Here is a 19697-nt window from a genome sequence, read left to right on the forward strand (position 1 = left end):
GCAGCATTCGTTTTACGCAGGTTGAATCCAAAGACGTTCATGTGATACCCAGTAGATTGAACAGGCAATGAGTAAATCTGGTATTGACCATTGCTACTACATGGTAAAGGAGTATCTGTTATGAACGCTGTTGGTATTGATGTTTCCAAAGGTAAGAGTACCGTCACAATCCGAAGACCAGGTGATATTGTCTTGATGCCTCCCCGCGACATTCCGCATACACAGTCTTCAATCAATGAACTAATTGAGATTATCAGAAGCCTTGACGGGGAAACAAAAGTCTGCATGGAGCACACTGGAAGGTACTATGAACCGGTTGCCACATGGCTTTCCGATGCCGGTATTTTTGTCAGTGCTGTAAACCCGGTTCTGATCAAAGACTTCGGGGATGATTCCCTGCGCGCGCCAAAAACTGATAAGGCTGATTCCAAAAAGATTGCGCGTTATACCCTTGACCGATGGGCAAAACTGAAGCAATATGGAAACATGGATAAAACACGTAACCAGCTAAAGAACATGAATCGGCAGTTCGGCTTTTATATGTCTCAGAAGACTGCCATGAAGAACAACCTCATTGCCCTGCTCGACCAGACTTATCCGGGTGCGAACGGCTTCTTTGACAGTCCTGCACGCAGCGATGGCAGCCAGAAATGGGTAGATTTCGTCTATACCTACTGGCATGTGGACTGTGTACGCTCCAAGTCACCGGATGCTTTTACACAACACTATCAGAATTGGTGTAAACGCAAAGGCTATAACTTCAGTGCTGATAAAGCAGAGAAGAACTATCAGCTCTCATCTGACCTGAACGCCGTATTCCCGAAGGACGACAGCACGAAGCTGCTGATACGGCAGGCTGTGGCAATGCTGAATACTGCTTCTGAAATAGTGGAATCTCTCCGTCTGAAAATGGACGAAACTGCTGCAACACTGCCTGAATACCCTGTTGTCATGGCAATGAACGGTGTCGGATCGACCCTTGGTCCACAACTCATGGCTGAGATAGGGGATGTTACACGTTTCACACACCGCGGAGCTTTGACTGCCTTCGCTGGTGTTGACCCTGGAAAGAACGATTCCGGGCAGCGCATCCAGAAAAGCGTCCTACAACCAAGAAGGGGTCGCCAAGCCTGCGCAAGACTATCTTCCAGATCATGGATGGGCTTATCAGGCGTTCCCTGTTGACGATGCCGTTTATGCTTTCATGGATAAAAAGCGAACGCAAGGTAAGCCTTACTATGTCTACATGACTGCAGGTGCAAACAAGTTCCTCCGCATTTATTACGGGCGGGTTAAAGAATATCTTTCCACGCTTTCAGAAACCGAAGAATCATAAACAAATGTCTTCTTTTTTTATCAGGCCGGCGCTTTGCGGTGGCCTTTTTGTAATACTCATTTTTCAACCTGTTTAAAATTTTCAAAGTTCTCTAATTTCTGCTTGACTTTTTATTTGCAGACTTCCGTGGTGTCGTATCCTACCTCTGTTTTGGCGGGATAGCAAGTGGAAAAAGAAAAAAGCCGGAAAACCATCTTGTGGTTCTTTCTGAACTTTGGGTATTCGCATATTCTCAGATTTTGCTACAAGCCACCAAATTGGCTTAGTAAATCAAAATGAGAATAACGGAGTTACCCAAACATCAGAAAGAACCCATCTTGTAGCGTCCGACATTTTCTGATAAAATATTCATACGGGTACTGCCATAACGGTAGGCGGCTAGTTCTTCTGCGGAGGGACTGTGACCCTCCGATTACATAGAAACCTGCTTGCAGGAATCTGGGAAAGGAGGGCTGAGTGGATGTTGACGATTGAAGGATTGATTTCAGTGCTTGGCTTATGCCTGACCTGCTTCGGTCTCGGATACGCCATCGGAAGCAAGGATAATAATAAACTACAAAAATAGCCGCCCCACGTCCGCAAAACTAAGGCGACTATTTTTGTTGACTTAAATTCGGACTAGCCGTCTATCGGCAGTACCTTTATGTAAATATATCTTAGCAGATTTATGCGGAATTGTCAAATTCGGTGGAACGTTCCGCTGAAATTATTCTATACCGGATTCCGCATAAAGGCAAGAAATTTTAGCGGAAAAAGTGCAATTTGTCAAATAGAAGTCTAGGTCAAATTATACGCAAGTAATTAAGAGAGGTAAGAAATGACAACATTAGAAGAGTTGGTATATTATTGTAATGAACCAGAGCCTGTAGGTGCATTAATGCTTACAGGAGAGTGGGGATGTGGAAAGACATATTTGTTGGAGCATGATCTAAAAAAACAATTAGAGCAGACACATGTTATATTAAGAATTTCACTGTTTGGTCTTTCCGTAACTGAGGCTATAGAAGAAAGTGTTAGCAATGCATGGATGAATGCTTATTTGGAAGATAAGGGTTGGAATGAAAAAAGTGAAACATTAGGTAAGTTTAAGGATAAATTGGCTAGACTGCCATGGCCTGAAAATGTTAAAAATGTAGTATCTTTTAACCCAGCGACTCTTATGGACGTGGAAAATTATATGAATGGGAAAAGAGTTGTTCTTGTTTTTGACGATTTAGAGCGAAGCAAATTAGATACAATAGATGTGTTGGGATGTATAAATGATTACTGTGAGAATAGAAAATTTCATACAATTGTGGTAGCTAATGAGGACAAGATACAAGATTCAGAAGAAAAATCAATCGATGAAGGAAAGGCAATGGTGCAAGAATCAGATACAAATCAGCCAATTAATGTGGTTTTGAATTGTTTCTGTCAGAATGGTGTTGCTGGAAATATTTCATATGAAGAAATCAAGGAAAAGATAATAGAGAGAACCATTAAATATAAACCAGACTACGAAGCAATTGTTTATACGATTGTGGATGCTCAAAATCAATTGTCTGAGGGATACTGTAATTTCTTGAAAAGTTATAGGAATGAGATACTGCGTCTTTTTGAGTTATCCTCTACAGAGCCAGATGATGGAATAGAAAGCTTGTTTTTAGAATCTGAAGAAAATATTACTCGTCCGCACAATATTCGAAGCTTAAAATGCGCATTACAAGATTTTTATCGGATTTACAATATTTTAGTTAAAGAAGATTTTTCTGATATAGATAAATGGCTATGTTCTTTTATGGCTTATATGTTTGCTTATAAAGCTGGAAAAGCTAAGGCAGATAAATACGGTAATCTATTGACAGATGAAACTGTACGAAAGTTATATCCGATTTTTAATGGTAAATATATGTTTAAAACTGCAAAGGATTGGATTTTGAAGGGGGATTGGGATGAAAATCTGCTTAATATAGAGATTGCTGAAATTAAATCACAAAAGGAGGCTGCTGCTCCTAAAGATATACTTCGTACATATTGCCTTTTGGATATTGATGAAGATATTATACTACAAGGTTTTCCGACAATATTGGATATGGCTTATACAGGACAATTATCATTGGATGAGTACATTAATTTTATATATAATTCGTATTGGGCCAGAGAATATGGGGTTGAGCTGTTTAAAAATATTGATTGGGAGAAGGTTCAATGTGGGATTCAAAGGCATATAGAATGGATGATGATGGAAGGGGATGTAGAAGCTACATATGGAAGAACATATATTGACTCAGAGAATAAAGGAAAGTTTACATCAGATGAATGGAAATGCTATGCGCTAATTGAGGAATTTAGAGATAAAAAGGTATTAGTTTACAGTTCTAATCGCAAATTGTATTTGGATGCTATTCAAGAGAGACCTGCTACGGTATTTTTTGAGTGCGAACGAAAAATGATGAATGTATTTGATGTTGAAATGGCCATAGCCACAGCGAAAGCTTTTTCACTTTGTAATAATGCAGAAAAAAATAGATTTAGCATTGATTTTATAAATATGTGGCAGAATTATGCGAAGTGGCCTGATATAAAAATTATAGATACAGTACGAGGATTAAAAAAGCTTTTAGAGTTGTTAAAAACAGAAAAGGAATCATTACAGCGGCAGAATAAGACGATTGCCACAGGACATACTGATAAATTTATAAAGATTGTAGAAGAACTTATTGAAAAATCGGCAGAAACATAATGCCATTTGTACAATCACACATTGCTTAAGAGAAAGACTTGATAGAACGATGACAAATGGAGAGGAAGCCGAGCAGCATCGGGTAAAATAGCATGGCACGGCAAAACCGCAATTTGCCGATTTGTCGAATCGCAAAATAGGGTGAGGCAAATTCCGCACAGGTGGGGTAAAGGGGGTATTTATTTTTACCCCGGGGTAAAAGTCATCAAAATCTCACAGCGGCACAGGCGGCTATTTCCAAATGATGCCATAGGAATTTGGGTACTAACAGGCAAAAGTATTGAAGAATGGCTTAAAATCAAGGGTTTTAAGGCTTGGTGGGGTTCATCACGGTGGGTGGTGGGCCCCGCTTTTTCGTGTTTTTGGATGCCGCTGATAGGATGGCGATTGGGGAAAAAATCGTACTATCAGGCAAAAGTCGGGAGTTTCCGTGATAGTATCCGAGTTTTGCGTGATAGTATAAGAGTTTCCGTGTTTGTATGGAGTTTCGCTTGTTTGTAGAAAAATGCTGTAGAAACGTATTAAATATCGATTAACTATCTTTTGTTACATAGCGAATTATGGTAAGATAAAAATATAGGCAAAAGGATTGAATTTGTGAGGGTGAATATATGAGTAGTGAAATAAAAGATAGATTCAGTAATGAAATCAAAGTTATTAAGGGATATGTAGAATATATTGAAAATAATTTTTACAATAGAAGTTGTGAAGTAATTAGGATGCAGGGTTATGAAAAATTTAGAATATTAGAAGAGTATGTCTTTTTTTCGGAAGATTATGATGAAAAGAGAAATAATAGGGAAATTTTAAGGCAGATAAATGGTATTATTGAAGTAAGAATTGTAGAACTGGGTGAGATTCTAGAAAAAAAGGAAAAGTTACAGTTACCAGAAATAAGCAAGATTATAGTAGATAATGATTTGCAGGATAGTTTATGTTCTTATATAGAATCATTGGTATATGACTGTATAAAGAATCCGGATAATTTGCCATATTCAAAATTAATTGATGAACTTTCGCCAGATAAATTGAAAGAAGAAGTTGATATGGTGGATGAGACAACGGGCGAGAAATGTTATGATATGTTATCTGTTGAAGATTATAAAAATATTTTGAATTACATGAAATGTAAATTATATAATGATGAAATAGAAGATTTTGAATCAGAATTATATGAATATAAAGAATTGCAAACTCTATATAAAATATTTGATGACTATGCTCCGATTAATATATATCGGCAATCTTTTATTTTGTTATTAACGGCATTTGATGCAGTATTTTTTGATTTGGCGAGAGAAATTTTTACAAAAAATTTTTTTAGTATAATTCCTTTAATAAATTATGAAAAGAAATTTGCATTATCGGATATAGCAAAGTTTGCGAAATTTGAGGAATTCTCTTCCCAAGTTATAGAAACGATTATTGCTGGGAAATATGTTGCCGATTTAATGGAAATTTTATATAAGTATAAAAAAGATGTATTTTTCATAAGTCATGTAGATAGATTTTCAGAAGCTCTTGAAATTATTCAGAGAAGGAATTTACATGTTCATAAAAAGGGGATTGTGGATGAAAAGTATTTTACAAAAGGAAATGGTAGTGAATTTGGGGTACAAAAGGGAGAATATGCTGTTATTGATGATGAGTATTTTAATAGAGCAATAGAGCTTTTGGAACAGATTATTTTAAACTTTCCCGAAGATTAAATTCAGTTTCTATTAAGTATTGAAAGTTTAATAGAAAGATATAGAAAGGAATAGAGAATGGAGAATTTTGTTAATCCTTTTCCAAAATTGTGTGAAGATTATGCTCAGAGATTTGATGCCGCAAGTGATAACCGTGATATACAAGCCATTAAAAAACTTTTGATTGAAACTGAAAATTTTTTAAAGAATCATTCAGATGTTAAATATGCACCTTTATACTATTGTGTGGGAACTTCTTATGGAAATTTAAGAACATATGGATATTCAGTTAAAAGTGATAATACAGAACTATCTACAGAGGAAAAAGATCTTTCATTAGAACGCGAATTATTTTGTTTTCGGCGTTGTTTTGAACTTTTAGAAGATTCGGAATTAATAAAGGAAGAATATGAACCATATGTTTTGGGTTTAAAATTGCAGTTGTATACAAATTATGCTAATGCACTGGAGGCATGTGGGAGAAAAGCAGCGGCTATGAAGTTTTACCGTAAAGTTTTGGAAATGAATTCTAAATTTGGGATGGCAGAAGGAAATATAGGACGTGCTTTACAGCATTATTCAGCACTTGTACACGATTCTGGTCATGTGGCGTATTTGCATCATTTTGCTTATAATTATTTAAAAGATTCTTTAAGCAAGCCAGATGTTCATGAATCTGCCAAGAGATACTTTAAATGGTGTATGAATACTTATACACATGAAATTATAGAAACATTTTTGGAAAAAAAGTTAGAGATAGCAGAATATTCTTTAGGGGAAAAGACAGAAGAAACATATCGTAGATGGTGCTTACGGCATCACTTGTTTTTAAATCCATTAAATGATCTTCCGCAAGAATTATCGTGTTTTGCAACAGATTCATTGCATTTGCCGGATATGATAACACCAATAGAACAAATAGAGCCGCCAATGTATTTTGCGATGTTCAATCAACTAAAACAGGAATATGTATATGCAAGGTACTTATGTTATGAAGCTTTTTGTGAACGTGAGGAACCGCATTTTGCTGACAAAGAGACGCATTTAATAAATTTATATGATTATCCACAATATTCAATTCGGATTGAGGGTTTAAAAACTGCATTTCGGCAGTTATATTCCATTTTTGATAAAGCAGCTTTTTTTGTAAATGATTATTGGGATATTGGAATACACGAAAGAGATATTAATTATCGGACAATATGGTTATCTGGCTATGGGGTGGGAAAGAAACATTATGAATATAAAAATAAACTTATGCCAGATGAAAATATTGCGTTAAAATCAATGTTTTGGATACATAATGAGTTTAATAAGAGATTTGGTGATGCCGATAATCCCTATGCTAAAAATATACAAGTTTTACGGAACGCATTAGAACATAAATTTGTAAAAGTACATAATGGAATTTTATATGATGGTAAACAAGGAGAAACGGAAATAGGAATTGATTCATTTTATCATATAACAGAGGATAAACTTTTGCAGTATACTTTGGAATTATTAGAAATTGTAAGGGAATGGTTGATTGACCTTACGATGGCAGTTCACATTGAAGAAATGAAGCGTAGAGATGGTGAAACAGAAGAAAAAAGTTATCCAGTGTTTTTGATGGAGTTTGATGATGAATGGAAAGTATAATTAATTGTATTGAATGGGAGCGATAACTTTGGCACCCAATGGTGTCTTAGTTTTCGGTGGATAAAATTGCGGAAAGCCCACAAAGCCCGTAAATACGGCATTCTTGGCAGTACATAGGTCTGAAAGTTACATTATTTTCTTGTGTTTTTAGGGGCAATTTTACATTCGGGAGTGGGTGAATTTGTGTTCTAGGGTTTTTTTGCTAAAAAGTATAAACGATTTGGCGAAAGTCGGATACAATTTGGCGAAAGTGAAACCTTTTGGCAAAACCTCATACGATTTGGCAAAAGTGAAACAATTTGGCAAAACCCCATACAATCTGGCAAAACCCTATACAATTTGGCAAAAAGCGACAGTTTCGCCAAATTGTATAGGGTTTTGCCGAAAAGTATAGGGGTTTCGCCAAATAGTGTATGGAGAATTGATAAAAAGATAATGGGAAAATGATAAGGAGCTGTAAAGGCTCTTTTTTTGGTTGTTTTATGCTTTTCATTCCCGGAAAATAGTCGTTTCGTGCCATCGGATGAAAAATAGGAAATTTTTGTGATATAATTTTGTGGATGTAATTGCTTTAGCAGGAATAGTATTCTGCCGAAGTAATTAAGCAAAGACGGTAAAGGCAACCGTAGAATTAAATCAAATAGTAGTTCAATAGAATTGTGATATGATTGAATTCAACAGATCAAGACTTTGAAGAAAGGAAAAAGTGCTAAAATATGAGAAAAGAGAAAAAGCGTATATTTATCAACTGCTTATTGTACGGAGTGTTTGTTTTTTATGTCGCACTTCTTATTTTGATATTATTTAGAACGCGACATTTAGAGCGGTCTATAAATTTAATTCCACTGCGTGGGATTATTAGTTTTTTATCGGGCAATGACTTAGTATCAAACAGAGACAGTGCTAATGTTTTACACGCCTTTGCTATAAGCAATTTGGTTGGGAATATTGTTATTTTTGTACCTTTAGGCGTTTACATTACTTCATTTACTAAAAATAAAGGGGTATGGAAAAACACCTTGCTAATTATGCTTGTGAGTATATTGGTGGAGATAATTCAAGTTATTTTTAGGTTTGGAATTGGAGATATTGATGATATTATCTTAAACAGCATAGGTGGATTGGTTGGCGTTCTTATATACAGATTGATGTTACTGATGTGTAAAGATGATTTAAAGGTACGCCGTATTATAGCAATCTTTGCTCCAATTACTGGAATAGTGAGTTTTGTAATTTTATTTCTGTATAACAGCAGATATTAGAAAATGCCTTTTGTAGAAGCAAATAGAAAGGGAATAAAGAGGGCTGTGGTATTGGAAACAGTGTAATATCGTTGGTCTTAATTTTCTGGGGATGCTTTAGTGAAACTGAATGCTATGCTCTTATACTCTATGAGCGAAGGGAGATCTGCCGGGATGGCGCAATCATGGAGTGATTTGATAATCCGTTAATGACTTGTGGGGGATTTCGATAAAGCACGGAAAATTTAAAATACTTATATGCAGTGCCAGTGGAGTCTTGTGGGAGGAACGGCTGGCTCGTTTAAGGAAATGGAATGAAAGACAAAGCAGGAAAGGAGTGGTACTCTTTTCCTGCAATTTACTATTCTGTGTCGGCGTATTCATAAGTTCGTATTATTCACACGCTCAATCTCATTTCTGTAAAACTCAATTTTCTCATCCAATTTAATCTTATGAGCCTGTAACTGTGCTATCTGCTCATCAAGTGCCTGCCGGTGTTGTACCAGCATTTCCATCCTTTCAGAAAGGGTGGGATTACCTGCTGCCCGGAGTTTGGCATAGTGCCTGATTTCCTTGATAGGCATCCCCGTGTCTTTCAGGCGTTTGATAAATTCAATCCATGTGAAGTCTTTATCAGAATAACAGCGGCGGTTGCTGGAATTGCGTTCCGGGGCAATCAGCCCTTCGTGTTCATAATAGCGTAGGGTATGGATGCCCAGCCCCGTCAGTTTTGAAAAATCTCCGATGGAGTATTCCAAAAAAATCACCTCAATCCTCTTGACATAGAGTTTACTCTACATTGTATGGTTGGATTATACCAAATCGAAGGAGGATTTTCAAATGGTTCAGGAAACAGGAAAATATACGGTCATCACCGGGGCAAGTTCAGGCATTGGGTATGAAGCGGCAAAGGCATTTGCGGAGCGGGGAAAAAATCTGGTCATAACAGCAAGGCGCAGGGATAACTTGGAGATGCTGAAAAAGGAGATATTGGAGGAACACTCGGACGTGGACGTTGTTATCCGAAGTACGGATTTATCCGTCCCGGAAAATGCGTACCAGTTTTATGAGGGGCTGAAAGATTATGGGATAGAGACGTGGGTGAATAATGCGGGTTTTGGAAATTATGACAGCGTGGCAGATCAGGACTTGGGAAAAATCGGGGTAATGCTGCATCTGAATATTGAGGCGCTGACAATATTATCCTCTCTGTTTGTCCGTGACTATAAGGAGGTAGATGGGACACAGCTTATCAATGTATCATCATGCGGAGGCTATACCATTGTGCCTGCGGCTGTGACATACTGTGCGGCGAAGTTTTATGTCAGCACTTTCACGGAGGGGCTGGCGTGGGAACTGAAAGAGGCTGGTGCAAAAATGAAAGCAAAAGTGCTGGCGCCTGCGGCGACAAAGACGGAGTTCGGAATGGTGGCAAATAATGTCAGCGAATATGACTATGATAAATCTTTCGGAACATATCATACAGGCAGACAGATGGCCGGGTTCCTGCTTGAACTGTATGACAGCGAAAATGTGGTGGGAATGGTAGACAGGGAAAGTTTCAGTTTCCGGCTGGCCGAGCCATTGTTCCCATATGCGGGAAACTCATCACATAATCAGCAGCGTATGTGAGAGATACCGTGGTGTTTTGATTTTGGCTTCTGTGTAGATGGCATTTTCAGAGAATACTTTTATTGCTTCTGATATTCCTGATATGTCTTTCCCCATTCACACAGCCCGCCTAAGACTGGTTTCAGGGTATTGCCTATTTCGCTTAATGAATATTCAACCCTCGGAGGGACTTCCGGGAAAACAGTTCTAAGGATGATTCCCTGTTCCTCCAGTTCCCTGAGCTGTTCCGTCAGTGTCTTGGTGGTGATGCTGCCCAGGAACCGCTGCAGCTCATTGAAACGGATTGTGCCTTTGGAGAGATGCCACAATATTTTCAATTTCCATTTCCCGCTTAAGATATTCAGCCCAAGTTCAACCGGGCATTGTTCATCCACTGCCTGCACCTTTGCCATTATGTATTACCCCTTTCCACGCACGGTTTCAAAAAAGAAACCTTATTTCAAAAAAGTGCGTACTTGATTTTAGCTTTCCTTAATGGTAACGTCAATATACCAAAATTGTCAAGGAGGTTCTGAAAATGGTGATAGACAGCCACGAACATATCATGTTTCCCATAAAAACGCAGTTGGATAAAATGGATGCGGCGGGAGTGGATAAGACGGTATTATTCTGCACGGCACCGCACCCAGAGAAAGCGGGCACATTAAGCGAGCTGGAAGCGGAAATGGCAGCCCTGAATAAGATTTTAGCGGGTTCCAACACTAAAGAGGATAACATCAGCCGCCTGAAAAAGAATATTGCAGAAGTGGCAGAGGCAGTAAGGGCATATCCTGACCGCTTTTTAGGCTTTGGCGCTGTGCCTTTGGGAATGGAACTGGAAGAAACGGAAAAATGGATTGACACACAGATCACTTCCAATTCTCTGTATGGAATCGGAGAGTTTACACCCGGAAACGAGCAGCAGATCAGGCAGTTGGATACTGTATTTCAGGCATTGATGGATACAAGGAGTTATCCGGTTTGGGTACATACTTTCCACCCGGTTACGATGGAGGGGATAAAACTTCTGATGTCCTTATGCGAAAAATATCCCGGTATTCCCGTTATTTTCGGGCATTTGGGCGGCTCTAACTGGATGGAGGTCATAAAATTTACGAAAGAACATGAGAATATCTACTTAGACCTCTCAGCGGCATTTGCTTCCATTGCCACTAAAATGGCATTGACCGAGCTGCCGGAGAGATGCCTGTACAGTTCAGATGCCCCTTATGGGGAACCGTATCTATACAGGCAGCTTATTGAATTTGTCAGCCCGGACAAGAGGGCAGCGGAGATGGCATTAGGGGAGAACATATCCCGGTTACTGGAATTACACTAAGGATAAAGAGGAAAGGGCTCATGGGCCCTTTTTCCAATTCCGGCGGTCTGCTTTTTTCCGCAGGCAGAGCCGGGCGGCCTGATAAGGGAAATTGCTTGGAAAGCGGGGGAATCAGAGGTAATATGCTTACACGGCGGTTTGCGTTTGCGCCGCCTTGCGGGGCAGCCGCCCCTTTTGTGAGGGATATTGAGAGCGGCAGAGGGGATATTAAGGATAAAAAACGTCAATCCAGTTACGCTGTCAAATCGTCTATTCACGCTATCGGAGTTAAAAATATTTTTATATTTCCGATACACGAAGTAAGGAAAGAAGGAGGTGGAGGCGATCAAAATAGCAGTCTGTGATGATGAAAAAAATATAAGGAGCTACATCTGTTCGCTGGTTCGGAAACAGGGAGTGGAGTGTGAGGTCACGGAATATGCCACGGCAGAGGATTATCTTTTAGCGGGGGCTGATTATGACCTGCTGTTTCTTGACGTTGAGCTGAAAGGCCAGGATTCATCAATGGATGGTATGGAAATGGCAAAGCGGATCAGGGGCATGGAAGATATCAAACAGCCCATCATCATATTTGTCACGGGCTATGAAAAATATGTGTATGATGCTTTTGACGTGGGGGCTTTCCAGTACCTGCTGAAACCCATTGACGAAGGGCGGTTTGCCGAGATTTTTAGGAGGGCGGCGCAGCAGGCCGGGCAGGGAAAAAGGGTGCTGATGGTCCAGTATGGGAATACGGGAAAAACAATACCGTTAAGCGACATCTATTACATGGAAAGCCAGAACCATAAAATAGCCGTCCATATGAAGGACGGGATTTTTGAATATTATGCAAAAATGAGTGATCTGGAAGAAGAACTGCAGGGGCAGTTCTGCCGTGTCCACAAAGGCTACCTGGTCAACCTGTCCTATGTGGATGAATACAACAAAACAGAGGTAACGCTGACAAATGGGGATAAGCTCCTGATTTCAAAATATAAGTATGAAGATTTTGTAAAAGCGTACCTGCGGTTTATGAAGTGAGGGGGCTGCCATTGAGCGAAGCAAGTTTTACGCTGTTCCAAAATACAGTGATGGGGATTGAGACTGTTATATATGCCTGCTTCCTGACAGCTTTTTTCTATCCGCATATGGCCGGGAAGAAGGGCGGAAATGCACAGGAATTTATAAAGGTGCTTATCGTATTTCTCTCTTATGCGGCAGTTTATTTTATAAGCATAGGGGTGGATTTGGACAAATGGGCGTGCATGGTGATTGTTACAGCCCTGCTGACAGCGGCTTCCCGGTATTTAGGGGTTGGCAGGAAACCGGCCTTCCTTTTTGGGGTGTTGTTTTTCACCATAAGGAATCTAAGCTCGCTGGTGGTGGCAAGTGTGAATTTCTATACGGGCAGGCACCTTGTGCAGGGGGAGGAAGGAATAGAAAAAATATTATGGAATGCCGCTTTGAATTTCTGTCTGGTGGAACTGCTGCAGCTTATCCTGTTTTCTGTATTGCTGTATATTGCAGGGTGCCAGCTAAAGAAATGCAGGATGGAGCTGCATACAAGGGAATTATGCTATCTGCTGTTGACACCGTTGACGGGCATTCTGTTTGTGAACATTATATTCCACATTCTGCTTATGGTTTCAGAAAACCATGTCATACAGCTTTATGAACAGTACCCGGCGCTTATCGGCATTGTGCCCGTAGTGGCAGCATTATTCTATGTGGGGATTCTGGCTACGATAGCATCTTACCAGAAAATGGTGGGGCTTCAGGAGGAAAAGGAAAGATATTTTGTGGAACAGCAGCAGGTTCATGCCATACAGGAGCGGATGGCGGAAGTGGATCAGTTCTATGACGGCATACGCCGGATGAAGCATGAGATGAAAAACCATCTGACCAATATCAAGGGGCTGATTGAGAGTGGGAACTATGGGGACATGGGGAATTACATCTCCAGAATGGATGAGAGCATGGATGCCTTTGAGTTTTCCATAAAGACAGGGAATGCCGTTACAGATGTGATTGTAAACGACAGGTGGAAAGCTGCGGAAAAGCAGGGCATACGGTTCCGGTCAGAATTTACCTACCCGGAATCGGAGAGGTATGATGCCTTTGACATCGGCATCATTGTAAATAACCTGCTGCAGAACGCCCTTGAAGCCTGCGGGAAGATGCGGCAGGGCGACAGGTATGTTTTTATTTCCAGCAGGCAGAAGAGAAAGTTCTTCCTGATCGAGGTCAGAAACCCGTTTGAAGGGGAGATCATCATGGATGCGGATACGAACCTCCCAATCTCCACAAAGGAAAAGGAGCATTTCGGAAAGAAGGGTTCCATGCACGGGATCGGGCTTTCCAATGTAAAGATGGAGGCGAAGAAATATATGGGGGACGTAGATATCAAGATAAAGAAAAATGAGTTCAGTGTAACGGTAATGTTACAGGAAAGGAGACAGGTATGAGCATCGGTAATGTAAGCGGCATGGGGGTTAATCCGTATGCCTACACAAACAGCAGCAGAAGGGCGGCAGGCACAGGGAATTTTGCGGAGGAGGTGCAGAAAGCCGCAGAAGGAAAGGATGCGGCGGAAAAATCCGGTTCATCAGCATGGGCGGGGGACATGGTAGTCCCGCAGCCGCCGAGTTATTTTGGCTTTACATATGACAGCGGCATTTCCAATAAATCCAAAGAGGAAATGACAATGGATGAATACAAGCAGTGGTTTATGAACGAAATGTCGGGTATGCCTGTCAGCGGATGGTACCGCTCCACCTGCGTAGGTGGTGCGCTGACAATTACGGAGGAATGTTTTGAAAGGATGAAAACTGATCCGGAATGGGAAAAAACAGTGTTAGGAATGGTCAGGAAGATGTATTCCTGTACCGGAATCATGGGCTCCAAGATGATCGGCTACCAGGTCATCGGGGCAACGCCCGAACAGTGTCATGGGGAAGGGATACCCGTAAAGGATGGCTCTCCGTTTTCCGCAGATACTGAAGAATCATGGTGGGAGAAACGCCATAAGAGAATGGAAGAACTGATGGAGGAACAGGAAAAAGAAGCGGTGAAAAAGGCGCAGGCACGGAGAGCGGCGGCACAGGAGAATTACCTGAAAAGCCAGATGGCAAGCAGGCAGAGGCAGCAGGCTTTCCTTGCAGAGGGTATACAGAATGGCGATGATGCGGCGGCTTTCCAGACAGCAGGTGTAAGCGCATTGGCAGCAAACGCCTATGAGGAAAACATAAGCACATTCAGCAAAAGCGTGGTTGGAAATCAGAAGATATAAGCATTCCGGGCATTTTGAAGTAAAGCAGGATATGCCCGGACTTACCGTAAGGGGGCATGGGCGGCTCCGAATGACAGAGGAGCCGCCGTTGAAATATTTTTATCAAGGAGGATGATATTTATGGCAATTTCAGGAGTAACGGATTACACGAACGCTTATGCGGCAGACAGGGCAAACGGGAGCAGCACCCTTAATGGGGATTCGCAGGCTTACCTGAATGAAAAATCCTAATCCCCCAGCTATGCTGGGGAGAATAGGGTAAGTGGAAGCGGTGAGGACAACATTAAAAAGCCTCCTATGGTACAATGAGATTGGTGTCGCAAGCCAACTCAGAGAATAGGAGGCGTCCAAAATGGACAATAAAAGCTTATCACATACTCGGTGGAAATGCCAGTACCATATCGTGTTCATTCCCAAGTACCGGAAAAAGGTATTATACGGGCAGTTGAAAAATGATATACGGGATATTATCAGTACATTATGCAAGTACAAGAATGTAGAGATAATAGCAGGAGCAGTATGTGTGGATCATGTACATCTTAGTGTGGCAATTCCCCCGAAAATCTGTGTTTCAGATTTCATGGGATATTTGAAAGGGAAAAGCACGTTGATGATTTATGACAGGCATCCGGAATTGCAGAGCAAGTGGAATAAGGCATTCTGGGCGCGTGGATATTACGTGGAGACGGTTGGCAATATAACTGACGAAGCGGTGCAGAAGTATATAAAAGAGCAGGCAGAAGAATCGCGCAAAGAAGATACAAGAAGTACCGCTTTTTAGCGGGCCAGTGAGAATGCTTGCGATACCCGCCCTTATGGGCGAGCAGTAACAATAGCCCTTTGGAGGGCTAATAGCAAACCACCAGTTGAACTGGTGGTTGCTGACTTAGTCTGAAAGAGAAATACCCGGATGTGAACATAACGGTGGCGGATTTCAAGAATGGGAAACAGGAAGATGCCTATATGCTTGGGAGCAGGGGCTATAACAACATAGCGGTTTCTTCCAGCATCGTAGAGAAGATGGCATCAGACCCGGCAGCAGCGGCAAAGTATGAGAAAGTCTTTGCAGAAATGTCCGGCAATTCGGAGCGTATAGAGAAGTTCGCAAGGGAGAACAATGACGAGATACTCAGTGCAGGTGCCCTTATTGACAAGAATGGGAAAGTATCTTACTGGATGGTCGGCAGGAGCAGGGACACAATGGAGAACCCCGGCACGGTCTATAAAGAAAAGGTACAGAAGCAGATTGCGGAAAAACGTGCGAAGAAAAAAGAGGAGGAAGCCTTAAAGGAGAAGAAACTGGCAAAGGCGGAATCCGTGGAAAAACTGATGGAGCAGATAAAGGCGGGAACAAGCCAGCCTGCAAAAGTGCAGGAAGAAGGCAAAGGCGCACGGTTGGATCTGACCATATAACGAGGGAGGTATTTATGATGCGTATAGGAAATAACAGTCAGGGAATCTGGCAGCTCTTTTCAAGGATGAACGGTGGCAAAGCAAATACGAATATGCTTTTCGGCAATGGGGCATCGAAAGGCAACTATTGTGGCAATACCATTGATGACTTGCGTTCCGGACACTTCAAAAATTCTTATGGCGTAGAGGGCATGGGAATTACAGGAAGAACAGATTGGAAACGAATTGTCAACGTATCAGAAGAAATGAAGCAGCACGTTTATGAAGATGTTAAAAAAGGGTTTTATAAGTATGGTGGAATGTCTGGTGATAATACTGCTGAGACGGATGCATATTATGACAAGATTCATTCCTATGTGAAGTCATTAGATTTAAGTACCCGCCGTGCTGCACCGTGGACGTTGAGCCAGCTCCATTTAGAAATTTCTGGAAGGGTAACACAGGCTGTAAAGGAAAAAGACCCAACATGGACAGCCGGAAAGCCAATTTCCCATGAGATACTGGATGAGATTTTTGCAGGTGATGCTATCTATCAGGACAGTGTAAATGCCTTGTACGCTAAAGGCAGTAAAGGGCTGGATATACAGATATAACCTTTACACCCTATTCCGCAGAGGCGCATAAACCTTTGCCTCTGCGGACTGCCGGGTGCAAGGGTGGCTCTGTTTTCAGCGAAGGGAGGTGTTTGTCATGAAGTTAGGCAGAGGAAGTTAGGATACATGAAGCAATGAACTGCTTGGACTTATATTGAGAGAGCGGATGCAGCTCTGAACGACTGAGGGGCCGCAATAATAAAAATAATGGAGGATTTGAAAAATGAATATTAACGGAATAGGAACAACAGGATATCCGGCGTGGCAGGGTGCAAGAAAGGCACAGCAGAATGCGGCAGGAAAAAGTTTTGCCGAGTCGGTGAACAATATGGCGAGTACGCCTAAAGTCTATAATATTTTTACAGATGAAGATATGATATGGACGGGAGGGAACGGCACGGGGCTGTCCTATTATCTCAAGTACGCGGAAAATTCAACAGAGGATGATCCGATAGTGATTGCCAAAGGAGTTGATGAGAATGGGGATGAATTTGAAAAGACCATACATATCAACGAGGTAAACCCGAAGTCAGCGACTGTTGTGGAAATGAGGGCTTTGGAAGCACATACGGGCGTAAAAAAGTTAGGAGGCTTTACATCTCTTCCGCTGGAAGCCGGGAACATGGGATTAAATGACCGGCGGGATTTCATGGATATGTTCGAGAATGTCATAAGTGACATGAAGCTGCTGAGCCAGAAAAGGGCTGTGGCATATTACCAGTATAGTATGCAGGCATATTGGGATTTCATGAATAAGAAATAAATCCTGCAGATGTATATCTCTAATAAGCCACAGAAGGCGGACAGGGCAGGCTTCGCCGGTTCGGGGAGCGGGGGAGAGGGCATATTATGAAAGAACGTATAAAGAATCGGGTACATGAATTGTACTGGAACGATAATATAAACTGTGCGAGGACAGCAATCATCTGTTTGAGTGAATTATTTGAAACTGTTGTAGAACAGCAAACAATCTGTTCTGCTGTTGGATTGCATGGTGCTGGCGGTTATAGGGCGCAGTGCGGTTTAGTTGAAGGCACACTTATGTTTATAGGGGTTTACCTTCATAAGATGGGGAAAAGAGAAGACGAAATTGTATCTGCTTGCTATAACTTTGCGTTTGCTTTTGAAAAAGCATTTGGCTCATTAAGATGTTTTGAACTGCGCCCTACAGGTTTTTCAGAGAATGATCCACCCCATATGTGTGAAAATCTGACTTGCAATGGGATTGAATTTGCATATCAATATATTTTAGAGGTCACAAAGTAATATCACCAATAAGCCACAGTGGATGGATAGGGCAGGTCTCCCCGGTTTTCTGGTAGATTGGGGAATCGGGGAGCAGTAAGAGGAGGTGTTGCCGTGGAACGTAGATAAAGTGTTTCTGTATGAAGGAGTAAACTGCTCGGACTTACTATGAGAGAGCAGAGGCGGCTCTGATCGACAGAGGGGCCGCAATATTAAAATTGTGGAGGATTAAAGATAATGAGCATTAGTGGAATTGGAACTTCACACTATCCTGCATGGCAGGAAGCGGGAAGGGGACAAAAGAATAATTCGGGAGTAGGATTTGCAAGCAGGATGGCAGATATAGTTGGTGCGAATACTTCCGAAAGTGGAAGGAAAACGAATGCCGTTTCTGGGCGCGACAATTATGTAGGAGGGGATGCAGCCAGTGTTTATGACATGGGCGTGTATTCAAGGAAAGATATATCGGTATCACAGAACCTAAATCTGCCAATCGAAACGGAACGGTATAAGATTGAGGATGCCAGCTATGTGGACGGGGTTCCAGCATATGAGATCATGGATAAGGAAACAGGAAGAGGGCTGTACATAAGGGAAGACCAGTTGATGATACAGAAGGATGAAAAGACCGGACTGGAATTTGTCATCAATATGGATCAGCCGTTTTCCTGTAATGTGCCAATGACGGGAGAACTTAAAGGGATTTTGAATGAGATAGCCGGGAAAAGAGGGATTGATCTGAAGGAAGTGCCGTTGCAAGGCGGACTGATAGTGAACCAAGACCCTAGAACCGGACTGCGCTATTTATCCATACAGGGCAATGAGGCAAAGGGGATGTCTGTTGTTGCGACATCGAAAGAGGACTTGGAGATTATTGAAAAGCTGGCTGATGAATTTACCAAGTATTCAGTCAGTTCACAGCGTTCTACAGCAGGGCTGTATGCACTGCTTGAAATATCCGGCAACCTGAAACGGGAAGGGGAAGGGATGACGTTCCTGACACCGAATGGCATTACTTATATCCCTTATGATGGCGATAAGGATAAGGCATGGGAAATTGAAATCCCAAGTTCGGATTATAGTGTAGCACGGAAATACCTTGCAATGGGGATTGAAGCCTCAAACTACCAGGCATGGCTTAGCAAGTTCAATAGTGCAAGACTGCTTGACATAGATACGGAGCAATTGAACCATTACAGTATGAATGGCGACAGGAATGGCTATCGATTTATGCAATAAGAAGAAAACCAATAATGCACAAACGATAAAAGGGAACCAAGCAGGAACACTTCATGTTTGGTTCCCTTGTTCCATATCAGTGCGGGGAGATAGCAATAGATGTATTTGGGGGGAGAGGAGGTGGTATTATACGGAAAATGAAATGCCCGGAGAGATGGTGCAAGAAACGGGCCTGTGACATTGGGGAGACGGGTTCCGGCTGGATTATCGTGTCGCTGAAATGCCCTAACTGCGGCAGGGTAATAAAGGTGTACTGGAAACCGAAAGGAAAAAGATAAATATACATAGTGGGAAAGAATGGCAGGAAGGTATCCTGCTATTTTTACTTTTATAGATTAAAGCGTTTCTTTTATGGTCATAC

At 41.5% G+C, this 19697-nt stretch carries 19 protein-coding genes and 1 pseudogene; 18 read left to right on the forward strand and 2 right to left on the reverse strand.

The window, feature by feature from the left end; translation table 11 throughout:
- Positions 1-120: 120 nt before the first annotated feature.
- The 5 genes and pseudogenes from D5281_RS18315 (at position 121) to D5281_RS18335 (ending at position 8649) form a co-directional block, all read left to right on the forward strand.
- Positions 121-1336 (forward strand): annotated as a pseudogene (locus tag D5281_RS18315) (IS110 family RNA-guided transposase).
- A gap of 817 nt (positions 1337-2153) precedes the next feature.
- Positions 2154-4058 (forward strand): P-loop NTPase fold protein, encoded by a 1905-nt coding sequence (locus D5281_RS18320; protein WP_160561534.1) that lies wholly within the window; start codon positions 2154-2156, stop codon positions 4056-4058.
- Between the two features lie 611 nt (positions 4059-4669).
- Positions 4670-5767, forward strand: a complete 1098-nt coding sequence (locus tag D5281_RS18325; RefSeq protein WP_160561535.1) for a hypothetical protein — start codon at positions 4670-4672, stop codon at positions 5765-5767.
- Between the two features lie 57 nt (positions 5768-5824).
- Positions 5825-7387 (forward strand): LA2681 family HEPN domain-containing protein, encoded by a 1563-nt coding sequence (locus D5281_RS18330; RefSeq protein WP_160561536.1) that lies wholly within the window; start codon positions 5825-5827, stop codon positions 7385-7387.
- 716 nt (positions 7388-8103) lie between these two features.
- The gene (locus D5281_RS18335) at positions 8104-8649 is read left to right on the forward strand and encodes a VanZ family protein (RefSeq protein ID WP_160561537.1); all 546 of its coding nucleotides are present in this window, start codon (positions 8104-8106) and stop codon (positions 8647-8649) included.
- A gap of 359 nt (positions 8650-9008) precedes the next feature.
- Here D5281_RS18335 and D5281_RS18340 read toward each other — a convergent pair whose 3' ends face one another.
- Positions 9009-9395, reverse strand: coding sequence for a MerR family transcriptional regulator (locus D5281_RS18340; RefSeq protein ID WP_330585139.1), 387 nt, complete (start codon positions 9393-9395; stop codon positions 9009-9011).
- Between the two features lie 73 nt (positions 9396-9468).
- Between D5281_RS18340 and D5281_RS18345 the strand changes: the two genes are divergently transcribed.
- Complete coding sequence (locus tag D5281_RS18345) at positions 9469-10260, forward strand: SDR family NAD(P)-dependent oxidoreductase (RefSeq protein ID WP_160561538.1); 792 nt, start codon at positions 9469-9471, stop codon at positions 10258-10260.
- Positions 10261-10319: 59 nt separating this feature from the next.
- Here the strand turns inward: D5281_RS18345 and D5281_RS18350 are convergent, their stop codons facing one another.
- Complete coding sequence (locus D5281_RS18350) at positions 10320-10652, reverse strand: winged helix-turn-helix transcriptional regulator (protein ID WP_160561539.1); 333 nt, start codon at positions 10650-10652, stop codon at positions 10320-10322.
- 125 nt (positions 10653-10777) lie between these two features.
- Here D5281_RS18350 and D5281_RS18355 point away from each other — a divergent pair, with 125 nt between their 5' ends.
- From D5281_RS18355 to D5281_RS18410, 12 genes are all read left to right on the forward strand, one after another.
- Positions 10778-11578, forward strand: a complete 801-nt coding sequence (locus D5281_RS18355) for an amidohydrolase family protein (protein ID WP_160561540.1) — start codon at positions 10778-10780, stop codon at positions 11576-11578.
- A gap of 20 nt (positions 11579-11598) precedes the next feature.
- Positions 11599-11922, forward strand: a complete 324-nt coding sequence (locus D5281_RS18360) for a hypothetical protein (protein ID WP_160561541.1) — start codon at positions 11599-11601, stop codon at positions 11920-11922.
- Positions 11894-12598 carry a LytR/AlgR family response regulator transcription factor gene (locus tag D5281_RS18365; protein ID WP_016281138.1) on the forward strand — a complete coding sequence of 235 codons (705 nt, stop codon included), beginning with the start codon at positions 11894-11896 and terminating at the stop codon, positions 12596-12598. Before D5281_RS18360 ends, D5281_RS18365 begins: the two co-directional genes overlap by 29 nt.
- An 11-nt stretch (positions 12599-12609) precedes the next feature.
- A complete protein-coding gene (locus D5281_RS18370; RefSeq protein WP_016281137.1) occupies positions 12610-14022 on the forward strand; it encodes a sensor histidine kinase in 1413 nt (470 codons plus the stop codon).
- On the forward strand, positions 14019-14846 hold the full coding sequence (locus tag D5281_RS18375) for a DUF6033 family protein (RefSeq protein ID WP_160561542.1): 828 nt from the start codon (positions 14019-14021) through the stop codon (positions 14844-14846). The genes D5281_RS18370 and D5281_RS18375 overlap by 4 nt, the downstream gene beginning before the upstream one ends.
- Positions 14847-15198: 352 nt before the next feature.
- Positions 15199-15627, forward strand: a complete 429-nt coding sequence (gene tnpA / locus D5281_RS18380) for an IS200/IS605 family transposase (protein ID WP_160561543.1) — start codon at positions 15199-15201, stop codon at positions 15625-15627.
- A gap of 110 nt (positions 15628-15737) precedes the next feature.
- Positions 15738-16259 carry a DUF6033 family protein gene (locus D5281_RS18385; protein WP_277935450.1) on the forward strand — a complete coding sequence of 174 codons (522 nt, stop codon included), beginning with the start codon at positions 15738-15740 and terminating at the stop codon, positions 16257-16259.
- 14 nt (positions 16260-16273) lie between these two features.
- Positions 16274-16852 carry a DUF3879 family protein gene (locus D5281_RS18390; RefSeq protein WP_016281134.1) on the forward strand — a complete coding sequence of 193 codons (579 nt, stop codon included), beginning with the start codon at positions 16274-16276 and terminating at the stop codon, positions 16850-16852.
- Positions 16853-17075: 223 nt separating this feature from the next.
- Positions 17076-17615, forward strand: a complete 540-nt coding sequence (locus tag D5281_RS18395) for a hypothetical protein (RefSeq protein ID WP_160561544.1) — start codon at positions 17076-17078, stop codon at positions 17613-17615.
- A gap of 86 nt (positions 17616-17701) precedes the next feature.
- Complete coding sequence (locus tag D5281_RS18400; protein ID WP_160561545.1) at positions 17702-18118, forward strand: C-GCAxxG-C-C family protein; 417 nt, start codon at positions 17702-17704, stop codon at positions 18116-18118.
- Between the two features lie 216 nt (positions 18119-18334).
- The gene (locus tag D5281_RS18405) at positions 18335-19336 is read left to right on the forward strand and encodes a hypothetical protein (RefSeq protein ID WP_016302392.1); all 1002 of its coding nucleotides are present in this window, start codon (positions 18335-18337) and stop codon (positions 19334-19336) included.
- Between the two features lie 53 nt (positions 19337-19389).
- Positions 19390-19614, forward strand: coding sequence for a hypothetical protein (locus D5281_RS18410; protein ID WP_016302393.1), 225 nt, complete (start codon positions 19390-19392; stop codon positions 19612-19614).
- The last annotated feature ends 83 nt before the right edge of the window (positions 19615-19697 follow it).

It is taken from the genome of Parablautia muri (assembly GCF_009917485.1).
GTDB lineage: Bacteria > Bacillota > Clostridia > Lachnospirales > Lachnospiraceae > Suilimivivens > Suilimivivens muri.